The sequence below is a fragment of the Pimelobacter simplex genome, from assembly GCF_900114845.1.
GTDB lineage: Bacteria > Actinomycetota > Actinomycetes > Propionibacteriales > Nocardioidaceae > Nocardioides > Nocardioides simplex.
Genome location: NZ_FOUK01000006.1, coordinates 51,646 through 75,467, shown reverse-complemented (window position 1 = coordinate 75,467; position 23,822 = coordinate 51,646). Strand labels below are relative to the sequence as shown.

The following is a 23,822-nucleotide window of genomic DNA, read 5'->3' as shown; positions in this document are numbered from 1 at the left end:
CGACCTGACAGGGTGGGGCCATGACAGTCCCCCCACTGGTCATCGACGGACTCACCAAGCAATTCGGCGCCGTGAAGGCGGTGGACGACCTCGCCTTCACGGTCCGCCCGGGCGCCGTCACCGGATTCCTCGGGCCCAACGGCGCCGGCAAGACGACGACGCTGCGGATGCTGCTCGGGCTCACCCGGCCCACCGCGGGCCGGGCCCTGGTCGGCGACCGGCCCTACACGTCGTACGAGCGGCCGGGCACGGTCGTGGGCGCGGCGCTCGAGGCGTCGAGCTTCCACCCCGGCCGCACCGGGCTCGGGCACCTCGAGGTGTTCGCACCCCAGGTGGGGGTCTCGAAGCAGCGCTGCCGCCAGGTGCTCGAGGCGGTCGGGCTCGACCACGCGGCCAAGCAGCGCGTGGGCAAGTACTCGCTCGGCATGCGCCAGCGGCTCGGTCTGGCGACGGCGCTGCTCGCCGACCCGCCCGTCATCGTGCTCGACGAGCCGACCAACGGGCTCGACCCCGAGGGCATCGTGTGGATCCGCCGGCTGCTGCGCCAGTTCGCGGCGGAGGGCCGCACCGTCCTCGTCTCCAGCCACCTCCTGCGCGAGGTCGAGGCGAGCGTGGACGACGTCGTGGTCATCGCGCAGGGGCGGCTCCGGCACGCCTCGACGCTCGCCGAGCTGCGCACCCGCGCCACCCCCGCGGCGTACGTCGAGACGCCGCGGCCCGACGCCCTGGCGACCCTCGCCGCCGACCGCGGCTGGACCGTCCAGCCCGACGGCGACGGCACCCTCGTCGACGGCGCGAACGCGGCCGAGGTGGGCGCCGCCGCGCACGCGGCCGGACTGGAGCTGCACGAGCTCGTCCGCCGCGACGTCGACCTGGAGGCGCTCTTCTTCGAGCTGACCCGGCCGGAGGAGGCCCGATGAGGGCCGCACTGGTCGCGGAGTACCGCAAGCTGCTCACCACGCGGCTGTGGTGGCTGCTGCTGATCGTGATGGTCGGCTACCTGGTCTTCATCGCCGCTGTGGTGTCGACGACGTTCGTGTTCGTGCCCGACGGCCAGGAGCCGCCGCTGGCCGGCGAGGCCGCGGCACGGTCGGTCTACTCGGTCGTCAACGGCGTCGGCTACGTCTTCCCGCTCATCATCGGCAGCCTGGCGATGACCACGGAGTTCCGGCACAAGACGATCACCCAGAGCCTGCTCGTCGAGCCGGACCGGACCCGCTTCCTGGTCGCCAAGGTCCTCTCGGTGGTGCCGGTCGGTCTGGTGGCCGGCCTGGTCGGCGTCCTCGCCACGGTGGCCGGCGGCGCCCCGCTGCTGCAGATCAAGGGCGACGGCGCGATGCTCGGTCGCAGCGACGTGCTGGTCGGCCTGCTGTTCAGCGTCGTCGCGATCGCGCTCTGGGCGGTGATCGGCGTCGCCGTCGGCTCGGTGCTCTCGAACCAGGTGGCCGCGATCGTCGTCATCCTGGCGTTCACGCAGTTCGTCGAGCCGCTGGCCCGCGTGGTGCTGAGCCAGGTCGACGCGCTGGCCGGCGTGGCGGCGTACCTGCCCGGGGGAGCGGCGGACTCGCTCATCGGCGCCTCCTTCCTCGGCGCCACCGGTGACGTCGACCTGCTCCCGCGCTGGGCGGCGGTCCTCGTGCTCCTGGCGTACGTCGTCGTGCTCGGCGTGATCGGCCGGCTCACCACCCTGCGTCGCGACATCGGCTGAACCCAGGACGCCGGTCGCCGCTCGGCCTAGGCTGAACCCGGGTCTCGGGCGACGACCGGGGGGTGTCATGTCGAGACGACGACGGGCCGGCGGTGTGCTGGTCCTGGTGGTACTGGGCCTGGTGGTGCCGGTGCTGGCTGTGCTCGGGGCTGCCGCTCCGGCGCGCGCCGCCACGGTGACCGGCTGCACCGGAGCACTGGGGACGAACGATGTCCGCTTCACCTGGATCGGCGGGAGCGGCTCGTGGACCGACCCGAGCCACTGGCAGCGCACCGGCGCGAACGTGGGCCACGACGTGCCGACGTACTACGGCGCCGTACCCGGCACTGACGACAGCGCGCGCGGCTTCGTCTGTGTGCAGCCGAGCAGCCACGCCACGATCACGCTCGACAGCAGTGCCCACGTGCACGTCCAGGCGCTCGAGGTCGCCAACGCCACGCTCGACGCGACCGGCGCGCGGATCATGGTCTACGGACCCGCCGCCAGCCGGACCTCCACCATCCACGACACGGCGACGCTGATCCTGCGGGAGAGCACACTCGGCGGACCAGGCGAGATCGACCTCGACGGGACCGTCGTGTGGGGAGAGTCGGGGACGGGGGCGGCCACGCTCGACAACGACTACTGCGCCGACTTTCCCGTCGGCCAGCAGGTGGCTGCCTGCGCCGGCATCGCCACGACCGGCGTGCTGCGCGTGCGCGACGGCGGCTCGCTCGAGGTGCATGGACGGGGCGTGAACCTCTCCGACGGCTACCGGCTCGAGGCGGCCTCCGGTGGCCGGATCCGGGTCGACGGCGGCACCGGCTACGTCGCCGCCGACCGGGACACCGCGATCTCCGTCGAAGCAGGCGGGACGCTCGAGTTGAAGGGCGACGGCAGCGTCTTCGAGGGCATGGCCAATGCCCGACCGGACGGTGAGCTCGCGCACCTCACCAATGCCGGAACGGTGACCAAGTCGGCCGGGAGCGGGCGCAGCTCGCTCAACGTCCGGTACGACGGCACCGGCCGGATCGAGGTGCTCTCCGGCGGGCTCAGCGTCGCGGGCGGCGCCGCGGTCGGCGCGACCGGGACCGTCGTGGGCGGGGCCCGGCTCGGCACCGGCAGCTGCGGGACGGCGGGCGCCGCGGGTGACGCGAGTCGCCCCTGCGACCCGGCGACGAGCGCGGACGACCCGCTGTACGCCGTCTACCGCCCCGATCGGACCGCGGCCGGCGTGGCCGTCGTCGAGGGAACGACGACCGACGCCGCGAGCGGCGACCTCCAGCCGGCGGTCGACGTCACCGCGCCGGTGAGCCCGGGCTCGCTCTCCTTCGCCTTCCACGACGATGCCCTGCCCGCCGTGCCGCAGCTCGCGCTCTTCCGCCGCCGGCCGGGTCTGGCCTCCGAGCGGATCCCGCTCTGCCGCAGGGGTGGCGCGATCCCCGCCAAGGTGACCGCCTGCGTGACCGGGCGGTTCGTGGTGAGCGACGAGGTCCGGTTCCGGGTCAACGCGGCCGACCCGGGCGGCCGGTGGACGCTGCGGCCCTCGGGTGTCGACTTCGTGCGGCTCGTCGACCCGCTCGTGGGCAGCCGGAGCGGCTGCCTGGTCATGCACCCGTCGTACCCGAACGTCTCGACCCAGCCGGTCCGGATGGCGCGGGCGGGCCGGTTGCGCGTGTGGTTCTCGACGGTGGAGAACACCCAGGCCACCGGCACGCTGGTGCACGACCGCACCGCGCAGGCCGGGATCAACCAGGTGCCGATCAGGTTCAGCCGCAACGGCTGGGTGGCGGCGCAGGCCCGAGGCGCCGACGGGACCGACGAGTCGTCCGGCGCCTTCCGGGTCGTCGCCACGCCGACGGTCACCTTCGCCCAGCGCAGCAAGGCGGCGCTGGCCGGCCGCCGGCTGCTGCTCGCCGGCCGCGTCGTGCCCGGCGGCAAGCGCGTCGTCGACCTGTACGCCGTGCGCGTGGCGGGCCGCAGCGGCCTGCTGCGCCGCGCGAACGTCCGGGTCCGCACCGACCGCAAGGGCCGGTTCACCGTCGCCTACAAGCCGCCGCGGGCCGGTCGCTACGTCCTGGCCGTCCAGGTCCAGGGCAAGGACGGGCTGACCACGGCGATGTCGCGCCGGGCGGTCCGGGTGCGGGTCAAGGCCCCGCCGCCGCGGCCGCCGGCCCCGGCCGTGGTCCGCGACGTGCGGCCGGCCGAGCAGACGACCACCGCGCCGACCGGGCCCACGGTCGACCCGCTCGACGTGCTGGGCGCCTTCTACCCCGGGCGCGCGGCCACGTGCGCGTTCCAGGTGCGGTACTGAGGGAGCGGCCGTGACCCCGGGACCGACGCCGACGCCGCGCGAGGTGATCGACGACCGCTACGAGCTGCTGGAGATCGTCGGCAGCGGCGGCATGGGCGTCGTCCACCGCGCGCGGGACCGGGTGCTCGACCGGATCGTGGCGGTGAAGGTGATCCGCCAGGAGCTGGTGGACGCCGAGTTCGTGCGCCGGTTCGAGCGCGAGGCCGCGATCCTGGCGCGGGTCCGGTCGCCGTCCGTCGTGGTGATCTTCGACTACGGCCGCAGCGACGGCCGGTTCTACCTCGTCACCGACTTCCTCGGCGACGGCGACCTGGCCGGCTGGCTGGAGCGGCACGGCACGATGCCGCCCGCGGTCGCCGTCCCGCTGGTCGCGGCGCTCGCCGAGGGGCTGGCCGACGCGCACGCGCTCGGCGTGATCCACCGCGACGTGAAGCCGGCCAACGTGCTGCTGTGGCGCCGCGGCGAGGAGCTGCGGCCGGTGCTCGCCGACTTCGGGATCGCGGTCGCCGCGGACCTCAGCCTCACCCAGACCGGCGCCGTGCCCGGCAGCCCGCCGTTCATGGCGCCCGAGCGGCACCTGGGCGAGCCGGCGACGGAGGCCACGGACATCTACGCGATGGGCTGCCTGCTCTACAACCTGCTCGCCGGGCGGGCGCCCTACGAGGGGACGAGCTTCCAGGCCGCGCACGCGCACATCAACGAGCCGGTCCCGGCGCTGCCCGCAACGGTGCCGGGAGCGGAGGCGCTCGACGAGGTGGTCGCCCGGTGCCTGGCCAAGCGGCCCGATGACCGCTACGCGAGCGCTGCCGAGCTGGCCGCCGTGCTGCGCGCGTGGACGCCGCCGCGGCCCGCGGACACCGTGATCCGGCCCCCCGCCCCGCCACCGCCACCACCGCCGCCACCGCCGTCGCGGGGCGGGCGCCGGCGGGTGCCGGTGCTCCTCGCTGCCGGGGTGCTCGTCGCCGCGGCCCTCGCGGCCGGGGCCTGGTGGGTCACCCGCGACGACGCCCCGCCGCCGGCCGCGGACGCCGGCGCGACCGCGCCGGCCGCCCCGGCCGCGGTCGAGGCGAGCGTCGTGGCCCGGGACCGGGCCGTGGCGGTCACGGTCGACCTGCCGCCCGACGAGGGGGACGTGCGGACCGTCGTCCAGCGCCAGGACGACGCCGGGCAGTGGCGCCAGGTCGAGCCGGCGTTCGCGATCGACGTGCCGGTGGGGGGAGCGGAGGGCTGTGCTCGGCTCCGGCTGGTCGCGGTGGCGGGCGAGCGCCGTACCGACGGACCGGAGCGGGAGGTCTGCGGCACGGCCAAGCCACGCTCGGTCGAGCTGGTCCCGGTGCCGTCGGCGACCTGCGACGCCACGGACCTGGTCGAGGCGCAGACCGGCCAGCGGGTGCCCGCGCCGTGCGACTGGTTCGACCTCCAGCTGCGCGGCTTCGCGACGGACCAGACCCTGGCGGTGCAGTGGGAGCTGCCGGGCAACCCCAAGGTGGCGCGGCACTCCGTGGTCGCCGGCGCCGACGGCACCGCGTCGGTCTCCGAGCTCCGGATCACCGCCGACAGCCCGTACCGCTCGCTGTGCCCCGAGCTGCGCTGTCCCGGCGGCGTCCCGGTGCTGCGCGCGGCCGAGACGCTCGTCGTCACGGTGCTCGCCGATCACGGGCGGACCCGGCTGGTGCGGGAGCGGTTCGCGCTCGACGACTACCGCTGACGCGGCCGACGTCCCCTCCCGGGCGGGGGACGTCGGCCGCGTGGGTCGGTGGGTCAGGTGGGGGCGGGGACTACCGCTTCCAGACGACCGGCTTGCCGTCGAACGAGGCGTAGGGGCCGTCGTTGGGGGCGTAGCGGGCGCCGCTGACCTCGGAGGACTCCTGCGCCAGGTAGGGCACGCAGGTCGTGAAGGTGGCGCCGTCGGAGAAGCCGCTCGGGAACGACTCGCCGTCGCACGGCGCGTAGGTGCCGATGATGGAGATGTTCTGGGCCTCGCTGCCGTCGGGCAGCGTGCCCTCGATCGACTCGTTGATCGAGTAGCTCGACAGGTCCGCGCTGCCGGAGACGCCCTTGACGTCGAGCATGATGTAGTACGGCACGAAGCCCTTGGCCTTGTCGCCCAGGTTCAGCGGCTCCAGGTCGGCGGGGGAGCCCTGGGTGATGCCGGTGACGGTCACCTGGACGGTGCCGGTGGCGTCGCCCGACGAGAACGGGACGACGGCCGGCTCGCCGAACGCGAGCTCGGTGCCCGGCGCGGTCTCGTCGCCGGTGGTCGCGGCGCCGGTCTCGGTCGACTCGGTGGTCGCGGTGCTGGCGTCGGTGCTGGCCTCGGTCGCCTCCGTCGTCGCCTCGGGGGTCGGGTCGCTGCCCTTGCTGTCGGGCTCGTCGTCGCCGCACGCGGAGAGCGCGAGGGTCGACGTGGCGAGCAGGGCGGTGAGCACGGTCAGCTTCTTGCGCGTGTTCATGCTCTGAGTACTTGCCCCGAAAGGGGGTCGGAAACCCGCGGAATCCGCGCGATCCGGCCGTTCTGCCTCAGATCTTGCGCAACCTGACGTAGCGCACCGAGTGGTCGGCCGCCTTGCGCAGCACCAGCGTCGCCCGGGACCGGGTGGGCAGCACGTTCTGGGCGAGGTTGGGGCCGTTGATGGCGTCCCAGATCCGGCGCGCCTCGTCGACGGCCTCGTCGTGGGTCAGCGACGCGTACTTCGCGAAGTACGACGACGGGTCGCGGAAGGCGGTCTCGCGCAGCTTGAGGAAGCGGTCGACGTACCAGTCGCGGATGTGGTTGGTGTTGGCGTCGACGAAGATCGAGAAGTCGAAGAAGTCCGACAGCCCCAGGCCGGTCTTGCCGTCCCCGCGGACCCGGGCGGGCTGCAGGACGTTGAGCCCCTCGACGATGACGATGTCGGGGCGCTTGACGACGATCTTCTCGTCGGGCACCACGTCGTACACGAGGTGCGAGTAGACCGGCGCCTCGACCTCGTCGATGCCCGACTTGATGTCGATCACGAACTTCAGCAGCTTGCGCCGGTCGTACGACTCGGGGAAGCCCTTGCGCTGCAGCAGCCCCCGCGCCTCGAGCTCGGCGTTGGGGTAGAGGAAGCCGTCGGTGGTGACGAGCGCGACGTTGGGGTGCTCGGGCCAGCGCGCCAGCATCTGCTGGAGCACGCGAGCGGCGGTCGACTTGCCGACGGCGACCGAGCCGGCCAGGCCGATCACGAACGGGGTGCGCGGCGGCGTCCGTCCGTGCAGGAACTCCTCCTGCGCGTGGTGCAGCTCGGTCGCCGCGCTCACCCGCATCGACAGCAGCCGCGAGAGCGGCAGGTAGACGTCGCGGATCTCGCGCAGGTCGAGCGAGTCGCCGATGCCCCGGAGCCGGTGCACCTCGTCCTTGGTGAGCGGGCTCTCGGTCTCGGAGGCCAGCAGCGCCCAGGTCGCCCGGTCGAGCTCGACGTACGGCGATGCCTCCCGCGGCGCCTCCTCGCCGTGGTGCGGCTCCGCCGTGCTCGCGCCCGTCGTCATGGCGCCGATCATTCCAGCCGGGTCGGGCGCGGCCTCCGGTGCGTCCTCGATCCGGACGTCGCGGGGGAGCGCGGCGGGCCGGCGCGTCGGGCGCCACACCGCTGCCGAGGCGGGGAAGCGGGGCCGCAGCGCCTAGACTGGCCGATCATGTGCGGCATCGTCGGATACATCGGGCCCCGGTCGGCCCAGGACACCGTCATCGACGGTCTCCGCAGGCTCGAGTACCGCGGCTACGACTCCGCCGGCGTCGCCGTCGTGAGCGACGGCGTCCTGAGCACCGAGAAGCGGGCCGGCAAGCTGGCCAACCTCGAGAAGGTGCTCGACGAGACGCCCATGCCGCGGGCGCAGATCGGCATCGGGCACACCCGCTGGGCCACCCACGGGCCGCCCAACGACGTCAACGCGCACCCGCACACCGGTGAGGCCCGCCGGGTGGCGCTGGTGCACAACGGCATCATCGAGAACTTCCTCGAGCTGCGCGCGCGGCTCGAGGCCGACGACCACGAGCTGGTCTCCGAGACCGACACCGAGATCGTGGCGCGCCTGCTCGAGCTGCAGGTCCGGTCGGGCATCGACCTGGTCACCGCGATGCAGCGGGTGTGCCAGCAGCTCGAGGGTGCGTTCACGCTCGTCGCCATCGACGGCGAGGACCCCGACACGGTCGTCGCCGCGCGCCGCAACTCGCCGCTGGTCGTCGGCCTGGGCGAGGGCGAGAACTTCCTCGGCTCCGACGTCGCCGCGTTCATCGAGTTCACCCGCGAGGCGCTCGAGCTGGGCCAGGACCAGATCGTCGTGATGACCCGCGACCGGGTCGACGTCACCGACTTCCACGGTCGGCCGGTCGAGGCCAAGCGCTTCCACGTCGACTGGGACCTCTCGTCGGCCGAGAAGGACGGCCACGACTGGTTCATGCGCAAGGAGATCTTCGAGCAGCCGCGCGCGGTCGCCGACTCCCTGCTCGGCCGGCGCGACGCGAGCGGTCGGCTGCAGCTCGACGAGATGCGCCTGGCCGACGAGGAGCTGCGCGACATCGACAAGATCATCATCATCGCCTGCGGCACGTCCTTCTACGCGGGCATGGTCGCCAAGTACGCCATCGAGCACTGGACCCGGACGCCGGTCGAGGTCGAGCTCGCCTCCGAGTTCCGCTACCGCGACCCGATCATCGACGCGACCACGCTGATCGTCGCGATCAGCCAGTCCGGCGAGACCGCCGACACGCTCCAGGCGATCCGGCACGCGCGCTCCCAGCGCGCCAAGGTGCTCGCGATCTGCAACACCAACGGCTCCTCGATCCCGCGCGAGTCCGACGCGGTGATCTACACCCACGCCGGCCCCGAGATCGGCGTCGCCTCGACCAAGGGCTTCCTGACCCAGCTCGTCGCCTGCTACCTGCTCGCGCTCTACATCGCGCAGGTCAAGGGCACCCGCTTCGGCGACGAGATCGACGAGATCATGGAGCACCTCGAGGCCATGCCCGGCCACATCGAGACCGTGCTCTCCGGTGCCGACGCCGTCTACTCGCTCGCCGCCGACCACGCGTCGTCCCGCTCGGTGCTCTTCCTGGGCCGCCACGCGGGCTACCCGGTGGCGCTCGAGGGGGCGCTCAAGCTCAAGGAGCTCGCCTACCTCCACGCCGAGGGCTTCGCCGCCGGCGAGCTCAAGCACGGCCCGATCGCGCTCGTCGAGGACGGCCTGCCGGTGCTGTGCGTGGTGCCGCCCAAGGGCCGCGACCAGCTGCACGGCAAGATGCTCAGCGGCATCCAGGAGGTCCGCGCGCGCGGTGCCCGGACCATCTGCCTGGCCGAGGAGGGCGACACCTCCATCGAGCCCTACGCCGACGAGCTGATCCGGCTGCCCAAGGTGCCCGTGCTGCTCCAGCCGCTCGTCGCGATCGTCCCGCTGCAGCTGTTCGCCTGCGAGCTCGCGACCGTGCTCGGTCACGACGTCGACCAGCCGCGCAACCTCGCCAAGTCCGTCACCGTCGAGTAACCCGATGCCGGTGGTGGGCGTCGGCATCGACGTGTGCGAGATCGCCCGGTTCGAGGAGTCGTGCCGTCGTACGCCGGCGCTGGTCGACAAGCTCTTCACCGAGGCCGAGCGCACGCTGCACGTCCGCTCGCTCGCGGCCCGCTTCGCGGCCAAGGAGGCGCTCGCCAAGGCGCTCGGCGCCCCGCGCGGGATGTCCTGGCACGACGCCGAGGTGGTCTCCGAGGACAGCGGCCGCCCGCGCTTCGTGCTGCGCGGCACCGTGCTCGCCGAGGCCGACGCGCAGGGCGTGCGCTCGGTCCACCTGTCCCTGACCCACGACGGCGGCATCGCCTCCGCCGTGGTCGTCCTGGAGTCCTGATGCTCCGCGCCCACACAGTCGAGCAGGTCCGCACGGCCGAGGCCGCGCTGCTGGCCCGGCTGCCCGAGGGCGCGCTCATGCAGCGCGCCGCGGCCGGCCTGGCCTATGCCGTGCTCGACCTGCTCGGCGGCGGCTACGGCCGCCGGGTGCTGCTCCTCGTCGGCTCCGGCGACAACGGCGGCGACGCTCTCCACGCGGGAGCCGTGCTCGCCCGGCGCGGCGTCCAGGTCGAGGCCTGGCTGCTGTCGTCGTCGGCGCACGAGGGCGGCGTCGCCGCGCTCCGCGGTGCCGGTGGCCGGATCGGCACCCCGGGCCCCACGGGCCGCCTCGACGTGGTGGTCGACGGGATCGTCGGCATCGGTGGGCGGCCCGGGCTGCGGCCCGACGCGGTCGCGGCGCTCGCCCACGTGGCCGGCGTCCCGGTGGTCGCCGTCGACACGCCGTCGGGCGTCGACGTCGACACCGGCGAGATCAGCGGCTCCCACGTCACCGCCGACCTGACGGTCACCTTCGGCACCCACAAGGTCTGCCACCTGGTCGACCCGGCGGCCCAGGCGTGCGGCGCGCTCCAGCTGGTCGACATCGGGCTCGACCTCCCCGAGGCACCCGTCGAGGCGCTCCAGGCCGCCGACGTCGCGGCCCTGCTGCCGCGCCCGGCCGCCGACGCCCACAAGTACACCCGCGGCGTCGTCGGCGTCCGCTCCGGCTCCGCCGCCTACCCGGGTGCCGCCCTGCTCAGCGTGGCCGGCGCGGCCTGCGGCCTGGCCGGCATGGTCCGCTACGACGGCGACCCGGCCGCCCTCGACCTGGTCCGGGCCGCGCACCCCGAGGTCGTGGGTCCCGGCCGGGTGCAGGCCTGGGTGGTCGGCTCGGGCAGCGACGACGGCGCCGAGGACGCGCTGCGCGCCGCGGTCGCCGACGGCGTCCCGATCGTGGTCGACGCCGACGCGCTCGCCTTCGCCCGGCTGACCCGGGGCCGTCCCGCGGTGCTGACCCCGCATGCCGGCGAGCTGGCCCGGCTGCTCGGTGTCGAGCGCGCCGACGTCGAGGCCCGCTGGCTCGAGCACGCCCGCCGGGCCGCGCGCGAGCACGACGCGGTCGTCCTGCTCAAGGGCCGGCACACCGTCGTCGCCCGTCCCGACGGCCGGGCCCGGGTGACCACGACCGGCACCCCCTGGCTGGCCACGGCCGGCGCGGGCGACGTCCTCGGCGGCCTCGTCGGCGCGCTGCTCGCAACCGGCCTGGACCCCTTCGACGCGGCCTCCGTGGGCTCCTGGCTGCACGGGGCCGCAGCCACGCTGGCGGCCCAGGACGGACCCATCGTGGCCTCCGACGTGGCCGCGGCGCTCCCGGACCTGCTCGCCACCCTGACCACCCGGTGATGGGACGATAGGCAGATGACCCAGCCCCTCGGCCCCGCCGAGATCGTCGTCGACCTGGCCGCGGTCCGGGCCAACGCGCGGCTGCTGCGCGCGACCGCGGGCGTCCCGCTCATCGCCGTGGTCAAGGCCGACGGCTACGGCCACGGCATGGTGGCCTGCGCCCGCGCCGCGCAAGAGGGCGGTGCCGAGTGGCTCGCCGCCGCCACCGTCGAAGAGGCGCTTGCGCTGCGCGCGGCCGGCGTCGAGGGCCGCGTGCTCTGCTGGATCATCGGGCCCGCGACCGACCTGGCGGCCGCGGTCGCCGCCGACCTCGACGTGACCGCGTCCAGCGCCGCCCACCTCGACGCGCTCGCCGCGGCGGCCGCGACGGCGGGCCGGCCCGCGCGGGTGCAGCTGAAGGTCGACACCGGGCTGTCGCGCAGCGGCGCCCCCCGCGCCGCCTGGGCCGAGCTCTTCGCCCGGGCCCGCGAGGGCGAGCAGGCCGGCTCCTGGACGATCACCGGCCTCTGGTCGCACTTCGCCTGCGCCGACGAGCCGGACCACCCGGCCAACGACAGCCAGGAGCAGGCCTTCCACGACGCGCTCGCGCTCGCCGGCGAGCACGGGCTGCGCCCCGAGCTGCGCCACCTGGCCAACTCGGCCGCGGCGATCCTGCGGCCGTCGTCCCGCTTCGACGCCGTGCGCTGCGGCATCGCGCTCTACGGGCTCGACCCGGCGCCCGGCGAGGCCACCGACATCGGCCTCGTCCCGGCGATGACCGTCCGCGCCCCGCTGCTCATGGTCAAGGACCTCGCCCCCGGCGACGCCGTCTCCTACGGCCAGCACTGGGTCGCCGAGCACCCGACGACCGTCGGCCTCGTCCCGGTCGGCTACGGCGAGGGGCTCCCGCGCCACGCCTCGCGGCCCGACGCGCCCGACGCTGCCGCGGCCGTCGGCATCGAGGGCAAGCGCCGTCCGATCCGGGGCACCGTGTGCATGGACCAGGTCGTCGTCGACCTCGGTGGCGACCGCCCGCCGGTCGGCAGCGAGGTGATCCTGTTCGGGCCGCCCTCCGCGGGCGGGCCCACCGCCCAGGACTGGGCCGAGGCGTGCGGCACCATCAACTACGAGATCGTCACCAGGATCGGGGGCCGGATGACCCGCAGGTACGTCGGCCAGGCCACCGGGGACGCCTCATGAGCCGCCGCAGCCGGATCCTCGGCTCGGTCGCGGGCGCCCTCGGCGTCGCCGCGGCCGGTGGCGCCGCGCTCGGCATCGCCCGCCAGCAGCGGGCGATCAGCCGCCGGGCCGGCGACGACATTCCCTTCGGCTCCCTGCACTCGCCCCCCATCACCGTCGTCGCCGACGACGGCGTGCCGCTCCACGTCGAGGTCGACGAGGTCGACCCGCCCCCGCCGGGCGGTGCCGTCGAGCGGCTGCTGCGCCGCGGGACGAGCCCGTCGCCGGTCACTGTCGTCTTCGTCCACGGCTACTGCCTCAACCTCGACTGCTGGCACTTCCAGCGGGCGGCCTACCGCGGCCTGGTCCGCGCGGTCTACTACGACCAGCGCTCCCACGGCCGCTCCGGGCGCTCCGACCGGGCCCACGCGACCATCGACCAGCTCGGCCGCGACCTGCAGCGCGTGCTCGACGAGGTCGTCCCCGACGGACCGGTCGTGCTCGTCGGCCACTCGATGGGCGGCATGTCGATCGTCGCGCTCGCCGAGCAGCTGCCCGAGCTGATCGGCGACCGGATCATCGGCGTCGGGCTCATCTCGACGACGGCCGGCGGGCTCGACCCGAGCCGGGTGCTGCTGCCGATGGTGCCGGCCCGGCTCGCCGGCCCCTTCACCCGGGGCGCGGTCCGCACGCTGCACCTCGGCCACCACGCCATCGACGGCGTACGACGGGCGGGCGGCGCCGTCGCGACGGTCGCCACCGACCGCTTCGCCTTCGGCGAGGAGGTGCCGCGCGGCTACGTCGAGTTCGTCGACAGGATGCTCGCCGCGACGCCCTTCGAGGTCGTCGCCGACTTCTTCCCGAACTTCGCCGGCCTCGACAAGTTCGACTTCGTCGAGCTGCTCGGCCAGGTGCCGACGTCGGTCATCTGCGGCACCGCCGACAAGCTGACCTCGATCGGCCACTCCCGCAAGCTGCACTCGCGCATCCCCGGCTCCCGCCTCCTCGAGTGCGAGGGCGCCGGGCACATGGTCATCATGGAGCGCCACGAGCTGGTCAACGCCGAGCTCGACCAGCTCATCACCGCCGCCACCGCGAGGGCAGCGGCCCGGTGACCGTCGAGACCACGCGCGTCGGCCCCGAGGCCGCCGCCGACGTCCTGGCCGTCGTCCGGGCCGCGTTCGCCGCGCGCCCGGTGCTCGACCCGCCCACCGAGGCGCTCGCCGAGGACGAGGCGTCGATCGCCGCGATGCTCGCGCCCGGCGGCGGGCTGCTGATCCGCGCCGACGGCAAGCCGGTCGGTGCGGTCGTGCTCGACCCGGTCGGCGACGCGGTCTACCTGCGCCGGTTCGGCATCGACCCGGCCGCCCAGGGGCGTGGGTTCGCCCGGGCCCTGGTCCGGGCCGGGCTCCGCGCCGCCGGGACGATGGGCGCGACCAGGGTGGTCATCCTGGCCCGCGAGGAGCTCCCGCGCACCGTGGGCTTCTGGCGCGACATGGGCTTCGTGCAGACGGCCCGGCATGCGCCGTACGTCGAGATGGCGCGGCCGGTGCCGGTCACGGTCGACGTCCCGAGCGCCGAGGCGATGCGCGACCTGGGCCACCGGGTGGCCGGTCACCTGCGCGCGGGCGACGTGCTCGTCCTGAGTGGCGAGCTCGGTGCCGGCAAGACCACCTTCACGCAGGGTCTCGGCGCAGGACTGGGCGTGCGCGGCGGCATCACGTCGCCGACGTTCGTCATCGCCCGGGTGCACCCCTCGCTGGCCGACGGCCCGGCGCTCGTCCACGTCGACGCCTACCGCCTCGGCGGGCAGGCCGAGCTCGACGACCTCGACCTCGACACCGACCTCGACGCGGCGGTGACCGTCGTCGAGTGGGGGACCGGCGTGGCCGAGAGCCTGTCCGACGACCGGCTCGAGATCCGGATCGCGCGCGCCACCGCGCGCACCGACGTCGACCCCGAGGCCGACCCCCGCGTCGTCGAGCTCGACCCGGTCGGCCTGCGCTGGCTCGCGACCGCGCTTCCCGACCTGGGACCTTAGGCCCGCTGATCGAGGACCGGTCCCGCACGCCGTAGTCCCCACGGACCCGGTCGAGTCCGACCGCGTACCCGTGTCGTCAGGAAGTGCTTCCTTCCTAGTCTCCAGAGCGAGGGTTCAACTTTCTGGAGGGGAAGTTCCATGGGGGGACTGAAGGCCGTGCTGACGGCCCTGATCTGCATGGGCGCGCTGGCCGCGCCCGTCACCGCCGAGACGGCGAGTGCCGCGCCGGAGCGCGCGGAGCGCCCGGTGCTGACGAAGCCGGTGGCGCGCAGCTCCACCGTCGTCTTCTCGGGCCGCACCCGCGCCCGGGCCGTCGTCCGGCTGCAGGAGCGCCGGCACGCGAGCTGGGCAACGGTCGCCCAGCGCCGGGCGACCAAGAAGGGCGCGTTCAAGATCGTGGTGGCGCGGCCGGCAACCGCACGGACCTACCGGGTCAAGGCGGCCGGCCGGGTGAGCCAGAAGCGCCAGGTGACGCCCGTCGTGGCGCCTGCCGCTCCCGCCGCTCCGGCGCCGGTCGACACCTGCGGCAGCCGCCCGAAGCGCGCTGAGGGCGGCTACTACGCCTGCAGCTTCTACGACGACTTCGACGGCGACACGCTCGACCGCAGCAAGTGGATGGTCCAGCAGACCGCGTTCAGCGGCATGTACGGCGGCAGCAAGGGCTGCTACGTCGACAACGACCGCACCGTCCAGGTCCGCGGCGGACTGCTCCGGCTGACGTCCACGATCCTGCCCACCGAGTTCCTCTGCCGCAGCCCCTACGGCTCGTTCACGACCAACGCCGAGGTCTCGACCGTCGCCACCCGCTCGAAGTTCACCCAGACGTACGGCCGCTTCGAGGCTCGGCTCAAGCTGCCCGCCGAGTCGGGGATCCCCGGCTCGCACTCGGCCTTCTGGCTCTACCCGCAGGACCAGGCCTACGGACGCTGGCCCGGCTCGGGCGAGGTCGACATCGCCGAGTGGTTCAGCGGGCTGCCGGCCAACGTCTACCCGTCGGTGCACTACGCGGGCGAGGACACCCGGCTCAGCTCGGGCTACAACTGCAAGATGCCGACCGCGAGCACCGCGTTCCACAACTACGCGGTCGAGTGGACGCCGAAGGTCATGCGCTTCTACTACGACGGCCGGCTCTGCTACTCGCACTCCTGGAAGCCCACCGGCATGACCGGGGCGCAGCCGTTCGACAAGCCGTTCTACATGATCCTCACCCAGGTGTGGGGGCTCGCGTGGAACACCCGCACGGCCAAGATGCCCGACACCTCGACGCTGACGGTGGACTGGGTCAAGGCCTGGTCCTGAGGGCGCGGCGGCACGCACCGACTACGCTCGGAGCGTGCTGCTCGCGTTCGACACCGCCTCCCCGACGGTCACCGTCGCCCTCCACGACGGCACGGACGTCGTCGCCGAGGCGACCGCCACCAGCAGCATGCGCCACGGTGAGCAGCTCGCTCCGCTCATCGCCCAGGTCCTCGCCGACGGCGGCGCGACGCCCGCCGACCTGACCGGCATCGCGGTGGGCGTCGGCCCCGGCCCGTTCACCGGGCTGCGGGTCGGCCTGGTCACCGCGCGCACCATGGCCCACGTGCTCGACGTCCCGGTCCACGGCGTCTGCTCGCTCGACCCGCTCGCGCTCGAGGCGGTCGAGACCGGCGCGGTCGACGGCGACTTCCTCGTCGCGACCGACGCCCGGCGCAAGGAGGTCTACCTCGCGTCGTACGACGCCGGTGCGGTGCGCCAGGACGACCCGGTCGTCGACCGGCCGGCCACCCTCGCCAGCGACCGTCCGGTCGTGGGGGAGGGCGCGACCCTCTACCCCGACGCCTTCCCGGTGGCCCGGGGACCGCAGCGGCCGAGCGCCGCCTGGCTGGCGCGCGGCGTGGTCGCCGGCCGCTTCACGGTGCTGGAGCCCGAGCCGCTCTACCTGCGTCGTCCCGACGCCGAGATCCCGCGCGCGCCCAAGGCGGTCCTCGCCGACGAGCCGTCGCCGCGGTGAACGTCCGGGTCGGCCCGGCCGGATCCGGCGACATCGACGAGATCGCCGCGCTGGAGACCGCCGCCTTCCCGCTCGACCCGTGGTCGCCGAACCTGCTCCGCGAGGCCGTCGGCGGCCTGGTGCCGACGATGGCGCTGCTCGCCGCCCGCTCTCCTGACGACGGCGTCTTCGCCGGCTACGCGGTGGTCAGCGTCGTCGACGTGGACGCCGAGCTGCAGCGGATCGCGGTCCCGCCCGCGCTGCGTCGTACCGGCGTGGCGGCGGCGCTCCTCGCCGCCACCCGCGCCCTCGCCGCCGAGCGGGGCGCGACCCGGCTGCTGCTCGAGGTGCGCGAGGACAACGTCATCGCCCGCACGTTCTACGACCGGCACGGCTTCGCCGAGCTCGGCCGGCGTCCGCGCTACTACCGGGACGGGACCACCGCGCTCGTGCTCAGCACACCCGTCACAATGGACCCATGACCCGCGACGAACCCCTGGTCCTCGGCATCGAGACCTCGTGCGACGAGACCGGTGTCGGGATCGTCCGCGGCCACACGCTCCTCGCCGACGCCGTGGCCAGCAGCGTCGAGCAGCACGCGCGGTTCGGGGGCGTCGTCCCCGAGGTGGCCAGCCGGGCGCACCTCGAGGCGATGGTGCCGACGATCCAGCGGGCCTGCGACACCGCGGGCGTCAGCCTGCGCGACGTCGACGCGATCGCGGTCACCCACGGCCCCGGCCTGGCCGGCGCGCTGCTCGTCGGCGTCGCCTCGGCCAAGGCGCTCGCGCTCTCGCTCGGCAAGCCGATCTACGGCGTCAACCACCTCGCCGCGCACGTCGCCGTCGACCAGCTCGAGCACGGCCCCCTGCCCGAGCCCTCGCTCGCGCTGCTCGTCTCGGGCGGCCACTCCAGCCTGCTCAAGGTCACCGACATCACCGGCCACGACGGCGGCGTCGACCCGCTCGGCGCCACCATCGACGACGCCGCCGGCGAGGCCTTCGACAAGGTCGCCCGGCTGCTCGGCCTGCCCTTCCCGGGTGGTCCCCACATCGACAGGGCGGCCCGCGAGGGCAACCAGGTCGCCATCGACTTCCCGCGCGGGCTCACCAGCCGGCGCGACCTCGAGCGGCACCGCTTCGACTTCTCCTTCTCGGGCCTCAAGACCGCCGTCGCGCGCTGGGTCGAGGCCCGCGAGCGCTCCGGCGAGCCGGTGCCGGTGGCCGACGTGGCGGCGTCCTTCCAGGAGGCGGTCTGCGACGTGCTCGTCCGCAAGGCGCTCGACGCCGCTGCGTCCGAGGGCATCGAGGACCTGATGATCGGCGGCGGGGTCGCGGCCAACTCGCGGCTGCGCGTGCTCGCCGAGGAGCGTGCGAGCAAGCTCGGGATCCGGGTCCGGGTGCCCCGGCCGGGCCTGTGCACCGACAACGGCGCGATGGTCGCGGCGCTCGGGGCCACCATGGTCGAGCGCGGCCGGACTCCCTCGCCGCTCGACCTCCCGGCCGACTCGAGCCTCCCGGTCACCGAGGTCCTGGCAGGCTGAGGTGATGGACGCGGCGCGCGACGGCGAGGGGTACTTCCCCAAGGGGTCGGTGCTGCGCCGCGTGCAGTCGCACCGGGCCGTCGGGCAGACCTACGGGCAGCGCGCGCTCCTCATCGGCGCCACCCACCCGGTGCCCTACGTCGGCACCTCGCAGTCGACGCTCGCCAAGGAGCGCCCGTTCGAGCGCCTGGCCCGCACCGCGCTCGCCTTCGAGACGATCTTCTTCGCCCCGCGCGCCGAGGCCGACCGGCTGCTCGCCGCCGTGCACGACCTGCACACCCGGGTGCGCGGCTCGCTCGCCCAGGACGAGGGCACCTTCCCCCGCGGGACCCCCTACGACGCCTTCGACCCCGAGCTCATGCTCTGGACGATGGCGATGCTCGCCGACTCGTCGCGGGTCGCCTTCGAGACGCTCGTGCGCCCGCTCAGCGCAGGGGAGCGCGAGGGCCTGTGGGCCGACTGGGTGCGCTTCGGTGAGCTCTTCGGCATGCCCCGGTCGATCGCGCCCGCGACGGCCGGTGCGTTCGAGCAGTGGATGCGCGACTGGTACGCCTCCGGCCGGATGCACCTCACCGCCGAGGCCCGCGCCGTCGGCCGCGCCATCGCCCGCAACCTGCCGGTCCCGCTCGTCGCGCGACCCGGCGTCAGCGTGACCAACCTGCTTGTCATCGGCATGCTGCCCGCCGAGGTGCGCCGTCTCTACGGCCTGCCGTGGACGCCCGCCCACGCGCTCGCCTGGCACGGCGCCACGACGTTCGCGCGGACCTCGCGGCACGTCGTCCCCCACCGGGTGCGGTTCGGCGACAACGCCGACCTGCACAAGACGGTGATCCGCAGCGAGCGGGCCGTGCTGGCGCGGGGTGGCCGGACGATGGACCTGCCAACCTAGCGACCGGGCTTGTGCCCACGTCTATCCTCGTTCAGACAACAGCGTTGTCGAGAGGTATGCGGGCGATGGATTCGTGGAAGCCGACGCGGCGACAGGTCGTCGGAGGTGCCATGGGGCTGGCTGCGTATGCGGTCGCGAGCACCGCCACGGCCCCCGGCGCATCGGCAGCGCTGCTGCTTCCGGGCAATGACTTCGTCGCCTCCTACGAGGCGGCTTGGCAGGTGGTCGACACCACCGTCCACGACAACGAGCTCGGCCAGTTGGCCTGGGGGTCTTCGTACACGCTCCTGTCGTTGGTCCGCATGTACCAGGCAACGGGAAATGCCCTCTACCTCGACCGGTTCGTGGAGCAGGCCGATGCCGTCTGGGCTAAGACGGACGAGGCCCGCGGGGTCACTGATGGGCAGGGGCGGTCCGGGCCGGTGTGGCGGGCCGGTGGCAGCTACGCGGCTGCTGCCGCCGTCGTGGCGGACGTGAACGGCAAGGCGCTGTTCGAGATCCGGAGCCCCGACCCCGGAGCGTCGGGCGCGACGATCACTGTCGGCAGTATCACGGGCGGTTCCTTCAGCCTGACCCTGAGCCACCCTTCCTACAGCCCGAGCACAGTGACGCTGACCGGCGTCACGCTCGACCCGGCAAGTGCCAGCAGCATCGAGAACAAGGTGGCCGGCGCCTACCACCTGCCCGAGACGGGCGATCCGAACAAGAGGCTGTGGACCGTGAAGAGGCTGGGAGGCAGCGTCGACGCGGTGCCCGTCGCCGGCACAACGTCACTGGAGCAGCGCTATTCGGCGTTTTCCGGTCATACCGGTCAGATCGCCTATCCCATCGCGATGTTCGCCCGGCTGGTCCTCAGAGGGGACCTCGCCTCGGCGCAGGGTGTGCCGCTCAAGTCCGTCGCCATCGACTACCTTGCGCGCGTCCGTCGTGCGGTCGCATTCCACGATCCCGAGTGGCGATTCGCCACATTGAGCAACGGCCACGTAGGCGGCGACTATGCCTGGCCCTACGGCGCCCCCGTTCCGTTCGACGGACTTGTTCAACCGCTCAACCTCAGCCACGCGATGGGCCAACTGCTCGCCGAGCTCTACAGGATCGACCGGACGCCGGCGTTCCGCCCCCGAATTAACGCGATGGTGCGCACGTTCCGGGTGTGCGCAACCGAGGTCGGCACGGCCTGGAAGTGGCCGTACTGGCCGACCCACAGTGAGCTCTACAACGGGTATGCCGCCGTCTCCGGTCGTTCCGAGTACACCACGGCATACCCGGCCACCAGGCACATCGAGGACATCAGTCATGGCGCGATCTCGGTGGAATTTCTCGCCGCGGCCGCCCGGGCCGGCACGGAAGCCGGTGCCCTCGACACGTCCCGGCTGGTCGCGACCTACCTCAACCACGTCAAGGCCGGGACGAGCACGGCTTACCTTCGGGTCGATGGCACGACGCCGGCGACGGAATCGCAGGCTGCCCAGGCCGGTCGCTGGCTCTCGCTCGCTCAGTGGGGCTCGACGATCGTGGGGCACGTCGAGGCGGTCTACCGAGCGATGTCACTTGCGCCCGCCTCGCCGAGTCATCTCTCGGGCATCGCTTACGTGGCTTGGGCGCGCAACCAGGGCTGGCTGCGCGACTAGGGAGGCCTCAGAAGACTCAGAACGGCTCCACCAGCAGCGCCGTGCCCTCACCCGCGACCCGCGTGAGCACGATCGTCGCCTCCGCTTCCCCCTGCAGCCCGAGCCGCTTCCGCAGCGCCTCCGGGACGACGTCCACGCCGCGCTTCTTGATCGTCAGCCGGCCGATGCCGCGCTCGCGCAGTGCGGCCTTGAGCTGCTTCTCGCGGTAGGGGAGCTCCTCGACCACGCGGTAGCCCCGCACGAACGGCGACCGGAACGACGCGTCGGCGGTGACGTAGGCGATCTTCGGGTCGATCAGCGCTCCGCCCACACCGGCGGCGACCGCGGTGACCAGGCCCGCCCGGATGACTGCGCCGTCGGGCTCGTAGAGGTAGGGGCCGACCGCGCGGACGCCCACCGCGCCGGCGCCGGGGTCGTCCTCATCGGTGATCGTCGCGAGCCCCCCGGGGCCGATCACGGTGGCGCGCCGTCGCACGGTCGCGGTCCGGCCGGCCCACAGCGCCGCCTCCTTGACCTCGCCCTCGTCGCTGACCCACTCGGCCTCGACGCCGTCGGGCACCAGGGCGTGGGGGATGCCGGGGGCCACCTTCACGCACGCGTCGCGCGCCAGCAGCCCCTCGACCCACGACCACGGCGGCGTCCAGTCGTCCACCCGGAAGGTGCGTCCGGCCCCGCTGCGGCGGGCCGGGTCGGCGTACGCGAGGTCGAAGCCGCGGTGGTCGATCTCGGTGGCGTCGGCGACCTGGACGGCGCCGGCCAGGCCGAGTGCCGCGAGGTTGGCCTCGGCCACGGCCACCCGCACGGGGTCGAGGTCGACGCCCGCGCAGATGATCCCGGCCTGCGCCGCGGCGAGGAGGTCGCCGCCGATGCCGCAGCCGAGGTCGATCAGCGTGCGGGTGCCGAAGGCGGCCGCCCGGCCCGCCCGGTGCTGGGCCACCCGGAGCCGGGTGGCCTGCTCGAGCGCGTCGGGCGTGAAGTACATCCGCGCCGCCAGGTCACCGAACTTGGCCGCCGCGCGCCCCCGCAGGTCGACCTGCGTGAGCGCCGTCGCCGCCCGCTCCGGCGACGTCGTACGACGGAGCGCGGAGCCGGCGGCGAGCGGGGCCGTGCCGGAGGCGACCAGGGCGGTGGCCTCGGCGAGCAGGGCCTGCCCCTCGTCGGTCAGCAGCCACCGGAAGTCGTCGAGGTCCACCCCCTGATCCTGTCAGGCGGTCGGGACGAGCTCCTTCTCCGGCTCCTCGTCGCCGCCCGTCCTCGCCTCGTCGCCGTGGCCGGGCCACCAGGCGGCGTGCCCGATGAGCGCGGTGAGCGCCGGCGTGAAGAACATCGACATCACGAACGCCGCGACGCAGATGCCGAACGCGATCGCGAAGCCCATCGAGGTCAGCAGCGAGTTGCCGGCCAGCATGAGCGAGGCGAACGTGCCGGCCAGGATGACGCCGGCCGCCGCGATCGTCGGGCCGCTGTGGTGGATCGCCTTCGCCGCGGCCTGGCGCGGTTCGAGGCCCTCGCGTGCCTCCTCGCGCAGCCGGGCGACCATCAGGATGTTGTAGTCGGTGCCGAGCGCCACCACGAACAGGTAGATGTAGATCGGCAGCATGAAGATCAGGCCCTCCTCGCCGCCGATGAACTGGAAGACGATCGTCGTCGCACCGAGCGTCGCCGCGAACCCGAGACCCACCGAGAGCATCAGGTACCAGGGGGCGACCAGCGAGCGCAGCAGCAGCGCGAGGATGAGCAGGATGATCCCCGCCGCGACCGGGAAGACCACCTTGTAGTCGCGGTTCATCGCGGCCTGGAAGTCGACGAAGATGCCGGTCAGGCCGCCGACGTACGCGGTCGAGCCGTCAGGGGCGGCCTTCTCGGCGGCCGGGCGCAGCCCGTCGCGCAGGTCGGCCAGCGCCGCGTCGGAGGCCGGGTCGTCCTTGAGGGTGGTCATGAACACCGCGGTCCGGCCGTCGGCGGACGGCAGCGGGTCGGCCACCGAGGCGACGCCCTTGGCCTCGGCGAGTGCGTCCTTGAACGCCGGGAGGGCGGCCGGGTCGAGGGCCTTGTCGGAGTGCAGGACGACGGGAGCCGGCTGGGTCGCGCCGGCCGAGAAGCCGCCGTCCTCGAGCGCCTTGGAGGCCTTGGCGGACTCGACGGTCGACGACGAGCTCGACGAGCCGATGTCGAAGGTCGGCGTGAAGCTGAGCGCGAAGACGGAGAGCACCGCCAGCACACCGCCGGACAGCAGGGCGTAGCGGACCGGCCGGCGACCCACGGCCGCCCCGACCTTCTCGAAGCGGGCACCCGGCGAGGGGACCTTCCACTTCTTCGAGGGCCAGAAGAAGGCGCGGCCCACGACGGTGGCCAGGGCCGGGATCAGCGTGAGGGCCGCGACCACGGTGACGCCGACGGCGATCGCCAGCGACGGGCCGATGGAGCGGAACATGCCGAGCGTCGAGAGCAGCAGCGCGAGGAAGGCGACGATGACCGCGCCTCCGGCCGAGGCGATCGCCTCGCCGGCGCGCTCGATCGCGTGGGCCACCGCGGCCCGGTGCTCCTCACCCTCGCGCAGTCGCTCGCGGTAGCGGAACACGAAGAACAGGATGTAGTCGGTGCCGACGCCGAACAGGACGACGATCAGGATGACGCTCGTCGAGGGGTCCTTCTGCAGGCCGAAGACCTTGGCGGCGATGTCGATCAGGCCGTTGGTCATCGGCATGAGGAAGAAGATCACCGACAGGATCGGCAGCAGCGTGATGATGACGCTGCGGAAGATGATGCCGAGCAGCACGACGATCAGCACGAGCGTGGCGAGGCCGACGATCGCCTCGGCGTTGCTGCCGGACTGGATCTGGTCGTAGCTCTGCGGCAGCGAGCCCGTCGTCAGCGCCCGCAGCCCGGTCCCGTCGGTCGCCTTCTTCAGCTCGTCGCGCAGGTCCTTGACCTGGTCGAGCTCCTTCTCGTCCTGCCCGGTCACGCCCTCGGCGAGCTGCAGGTTGGAGATGGCGACCTCGTTGGTCGGCGAGGCGATCGGCGGCGTCGCGGTGGTGAAGACCTCCGGCAGGTCGAGGCCGGACATGATCGCGCCGATCTTCGTGACGTCCGCGGCGGCGAGCTTGGCGCCGTCGGTGCGGTCGAAGACGACGGTCGCGCCGGAGTCGGTCTGGTCGGGGAAGGCGTCGGCCATGAGGTTGGCCGCCTTGATCGAGTCATAGGAGTCGGGGAGGAAGTCGGCCTGGTCGGTCGTCGCCTCCACCTTGGGGTGGAACAGGACGACGAGCACGGTCGCGACCAACCAGGCGGCGATGACGTACCAGGGACGACGGGACACGAGACGGCCGAGGGCACCGAACATAGGGA

20 protein-coding genes are annotated in these 23,822 nt (G+C 73.7%); 16 read left to right on the top strand and 4 right to left on the bottom strand.

The genetic code is table 11. From position 1 onward, the window contains the following. Positions 1 to 20 precede the first annotated feature (20 nt). The 4 genes from BM223_RS22480 (at position 21) to BM223_RS22465 (ending at position 5,709) form a co-directional block, all read left to right on the top strand. Entirely contained in the window at positions 21 to 920 is a 900-nt protein-coding gene (locus tag BM223_RS22480; protein WP_038677334.1) for an ABC transporter ATP-binding protein, read from the top strand. Further along, positions 917 to 1,708 carry an ABC transporter permease gene (locus BM223_RS22475; RefSeq protein WP_038677335.1) on the top strand — a complete coding sequence of 264 codons (792 nt, stop codon included), beginning with the start codon at positions 917 to 919 and terminating at the stop codon, positions 1,706 to 1,708. Before BM223_RS22480 ends, BM223_RS22475 begins: the two co-directional genes overlap by 4 nt. A 67-nt stretch (positions 1,709 to 1,775) precedes the next feature. After that, entirely contained in the window at positions 1,776 to 4,001 is a 2,226-nt protein-coding gene (locus tag BM223_RS22470; protein ID WP_141267115.1) for a hypothetical protein, read from the top strand. 10 nt (positions 4,002 to 4,011) lie between these two features. Beyond that, positions 4,012 to 5,709 (top strand): serine/threonine-protein kinase, encoded by a 1,698-nt coding sequence (locus BM223_RS22465; protein WP_052138312.1) that lies wholly within the window; start codon positions 4,012 to 4,014, stop codon positions 5,707 to 5,709. 70 nt (positions 5,710 to 5,779) lie between these two features. On the opposite strand, the gene BM223_RS22460 is transcribed toward BM223_RS22465, so the two are convergent. Together BM223_RS22460 and coaA are read right to left on the bottom strand one after the other, a co-directional pair. Then, entirely contained in the window at positions 5,780 to 6,454 is a 675-nt protein-coding gene (locus tag BM223_RS22460; RefSeq protein ID WP_052138313.1) for a hypothetical protein, read from the bottom strand. A 67-nt stretch (positions 6,455 to 6,521) separates the two neighbouring features. Next, positions 6,522 to 7,511, bottom strand: a complete 990-nt coding sequence (gene coaA / locus BM223_RS22455) for a type I pantothenate kinase (protein ID WP_038683686.1) — start codon at positions 7,509 to 7,511, stop codon at positions 6,522 to 6,524. Positions 7,512 to 7,658: 147 nt separating this feature from the next. On the opposite strand from coaA, the gene glmS reads away from it, so the two are divergent. The 12 genes from glmS (at position 7,659) to BM223_RS22395 (ending at position 20,474) form a co-directional block, all read left to right on the top strand. After that, positions 7,659 to 9,503: a glutamine--fructose-6-phosphate transaminase (isomerizing) gene (gene glmS, locus BM223_RS22450; RefSeq protein ID WP_038677337.1), complete on the top strand. Its 1,845-nt coding sequence runs from the start codon at positions 7,659 to 7,661 to the stop codon at positions 9,501 to 9,503. Positions 9,504 to 9,507: 4 nt separating this feature from the next. Next, positions 9,508 to 9,861: a holo-ACP synthase gene (locus BM223_RS22445; protein WP_038677338.1), complete on the top strand. Its 354-nt coding sequence runs from the start codon at positions 9,508 to 9,510 to the stop codon at positions 9,859 to 9,861. Next, positions 9,861 to 11,243 (top strand): NAD(P)H-hydrate dehydratase, encoded by a 1,383-nt coding sequence (locus BM223_RS22440; protein WP_038677339.1) that lies wholly within the window; start codon positions 9,861 to 9,863, stop codon positions 11,241 to 11,243. Before BM223_RS22445 ends, BM223_RS22440 begins: the two co-directional genes overlap by 1 nt. A gap of 15 nt (positions 11,244 to 11,258) precedes the next feature. Continuing rightward, the gene (gene alr, locus BM223_RS22435; protein WP_038677340.1) at positions 11,259 to 12,422 is read left to right on the top strand and encodes an alanine racemase; all 1,164 of its coding nucleotides are present in this window, start codon (positions 11,259 to 11,261) and stop codon (positions 12,420 to 12,422) included. Then, a complete protein-coding gene (locus BM223_RS22430; RefSeq protein ID WP_038677341.1) occupies positions 12,419 to 13,516 on the top strand; it encodes an alpha/beta fold hydrolase in 1,098 nt (365 codons plus the stop codon). Before alr ends, BM223_RS22430 begins: the two co-directional genes overlap by 4 nt. Continuing rightward, positions 13,513 to 14,442: a tRNA (adenosine(37)-N6)-threonylcarbamoyltransferase complex ATPase subunit type 1 TsaE gene (tsaE, locus tag BM223_RS22425; RefSeq protein WP_038677342.1), complete on the top strand. Its 930-nt coding sequence runs from the start codon at positions 13,513 to 13,515 to the stop codon at positions 14,440 to 14,442. The genes BM223_RS22430 and tsaE overlap by 4 nt, the downstream gene beginning before the upstream one ends. Before the next feature lie 138 nt (positions 14,443 to 14,580). Beyond that, positions 14,581 to 15,741 (top strand): glycoside hydrolase family 16 protein, encoded by a 1,161-nt coding sequence (locus BM223_RS22420; protein ID WP_038677343.1) that lies wholly within the window; start codon positions 14,581 to 14,583, stop codon positions 15,739 to 15,741. 34 nt (positions 15,742 to 15,775) lie between these two features. Continuing rightward, positions 15,776 to 16,435, top strand: a complete 660-nt coding sequence (gene tsaB / locus BM223_RS22415; protein WP_038677345.1) for a tRNA (adenosine(37)-N6)-threonylcarbamoyltransferase complex dimerization subunit type 1 TsaB — start codon at positions 15,776 to 15,778, stop codon at positions 16,433 to 16,435. Further along, complete coding sequence (gene rimI, locus BM223_RS22410; RefSeq protein WP_038677348.1) at positions 16,432 to 16,896, top strand: ribosomal protein S18-alanine N-acetyltransferase; 465 nt, start codon at positions 16,432 to 16,434, stop codon at positions 16,894 to 16,896. The genes tsaB and rimI overlap by 4 nt, the downstream gene beginning before the upstream one ends. Further along, on the top strand, positions 16,893 to 17,954 hold the full coding sequence (gene tsaD, locus BM223_RS22405; protein ID WP_038677349.1) for a tRNA (adenosine(37)-N6)-threonylcarbamoyltransferase complex transferase subunit TsaD: 1,062 nt from the start codon (positions 16,893 to 16,895) through the stop codon (positions 17,952 to 17,954). The genes rimI and tsaD overlap by 4 nt, the downstream gene beginning before the upstream one ends. A gap of 4 nt (positions 17,955 to 17,958) precedes the next feature. Continuing rightward, positions 17,959 to 18,843, top strand: a complete 885-nt coding sequence (locus BM223_RS22400; RefSeq protein WP_038677351.1) for an oxygenase MpaB family protein — start codon at positions 17,959 to 17,961, stop codon at positions 18,841 to 18,843. Between the two features lie 65 nt (positions 18,844 to 18,908). Further along, positions 18,909 to 20,474: a hypothetical protein gene (locus BM223_RS22395; RefSeq protein ID WP_141267114.1), complete on the top strand. Its 1,566-nt coding sequence runs from the start codon at positions 18,909 to 18,911 to the stop codon at positions 20,472 to 20,474. A 16-nt stretch (positions 20,475 to 20,490) separates the two neighbouring features. On the opposite strand, the gene BM223_RS22390 is transcribed toward BM223_RS22395, so the two are convergent. Further along, positions 20,491 to 21,666 (bottom strand): class I SAM-dependent methyltransferase, encoded by a 1,176-nt coding sequence (locus BM223_RS22390; protein WP_038677354.1) that lies wholly within the window; start codon positions 21,664 to 21,666, stop codon positions 20,491 to 20,493. A gap of 12 nt (positions 21,667 to 21,678) precedes the next feature. After that, entirely contained in the window at positions 21,679 to 23,817 is a 2,139-nt protein-coding gene (locus tag BM223_RS22385) for an MMPL family transporter (RefSeq protein ID WP_038677355.1), read from the bottom strand. Between the last annotated feature and the right edge of the window lie 5 nt (positions 23,818 to 23,822).

Excerpts from the sequence above, each read along its gene's own strand:
- BM223_RS22460 (WP_052138313.1), bottom strand. The coding sequence starts at position 6,454 with ATGAACACGCGCAAGAAGCTGACCGTGCTCACCGCCCTGCTCGCCACG.
- BM223_RS22475 (WP_038677335.1), top strand. The coding sequence starts at position 917 with ATGAGGGCCGCACTGGTCGCGGAGTACCGCAAGCTGCTCACCACGCGG.
- BM223_RS22385 (WP_038677355.1), bottom strand. The coding sequence starts at position 23,817 with ATGTTCGGTGCCCTCGGCCGTCTCGTGTCCCGTCGTCCCTGGTACGTC.
- BM223_RS22395 (WP_141267114.1), top strand. The coding sequence starts at position 18,909 with ATGGATTCGTGGAAGCCGACGCGGCGACAGGTCGTCGGAGGTGCCATG.
- BM223_RS22440 (WP_038677339.1), top strand. The coding sequence starts at position 9,861 with ATGCTCCGCGCCCACACAGTCGAGCAGGTCCGCACGGCCGAGGCCGCG.
- BM223_RS22420 (WP_038677343.1), top strand. The coding sequence starts at position 14,581 with ATGGGGGGACTGAAGGCCGTGCTGACGGCCCTGATCTGCATGGGCGCG.
- BM223_RS22480 (WP_038677334.1), top strand. The coding sequence starts at position 21 with ATGACAGTCCCCCCACTGGTCATCGACGGACTCACCAAGCAATTCGGC.
- tsaD (WP_038677349.1), top strand. The coding sequence starts at position 16,893 with ATGACCCGCGACGAACCCCTGGTCCTCGGCATCGAGACCTCGTGCGAC.
- alr (WP_038677340.1), top strand. The coding sequence starts at position 11,259 with ATGACCCAGCCCCTCGGCCCCGCCGAGATCGTCGTCGACCTGGCCGCG.
- BM223_RS22445 (WP_038677338.1), top strand. The coding sequence starts at position 9,508 with ATGCCGGTGGTGGGCGTCGGCATCGACGTGTGCGAGATCGCCCGGTTC.
- BM223_RS22400 (WP_038677351.1), top strand. The coding sequence starts at position 17,959 with ATGGACGCGGCGCGCGACGGCGAGGGGTACTTCCCCAAGGGGTCGGTG.
- coaA (WP_038683686.1), bottom strand. The coding sequence starts at position 7,511 with ATGACGACGGGCGCGAGCACGGCGGAGCCGCACCACGGCGAGGAGGCG.
- BM223_RS22470 (WP_141267115.1), top strand. The coding sequence starts at position 1,776 with ATGTCGAGACGACGACGGGCCGGCGGTGTGCTGGTCCTGGTGGTACTG.
- glmS (WP_038677337.1), top strand. The coding sequence starts at position 7,659 with ATGTGCGGCATCGTCGGATACATCGGGCCCCGGTCGGCCCAGGACACC.
- BM223_RS22430 (WP_038677341.1), top strand. The coding sequence starts at position 12,419 with ATGAGCCGCCGCAGCCGGATCCTCGGCTCGGTCGCGGGCGCCCTCGGC.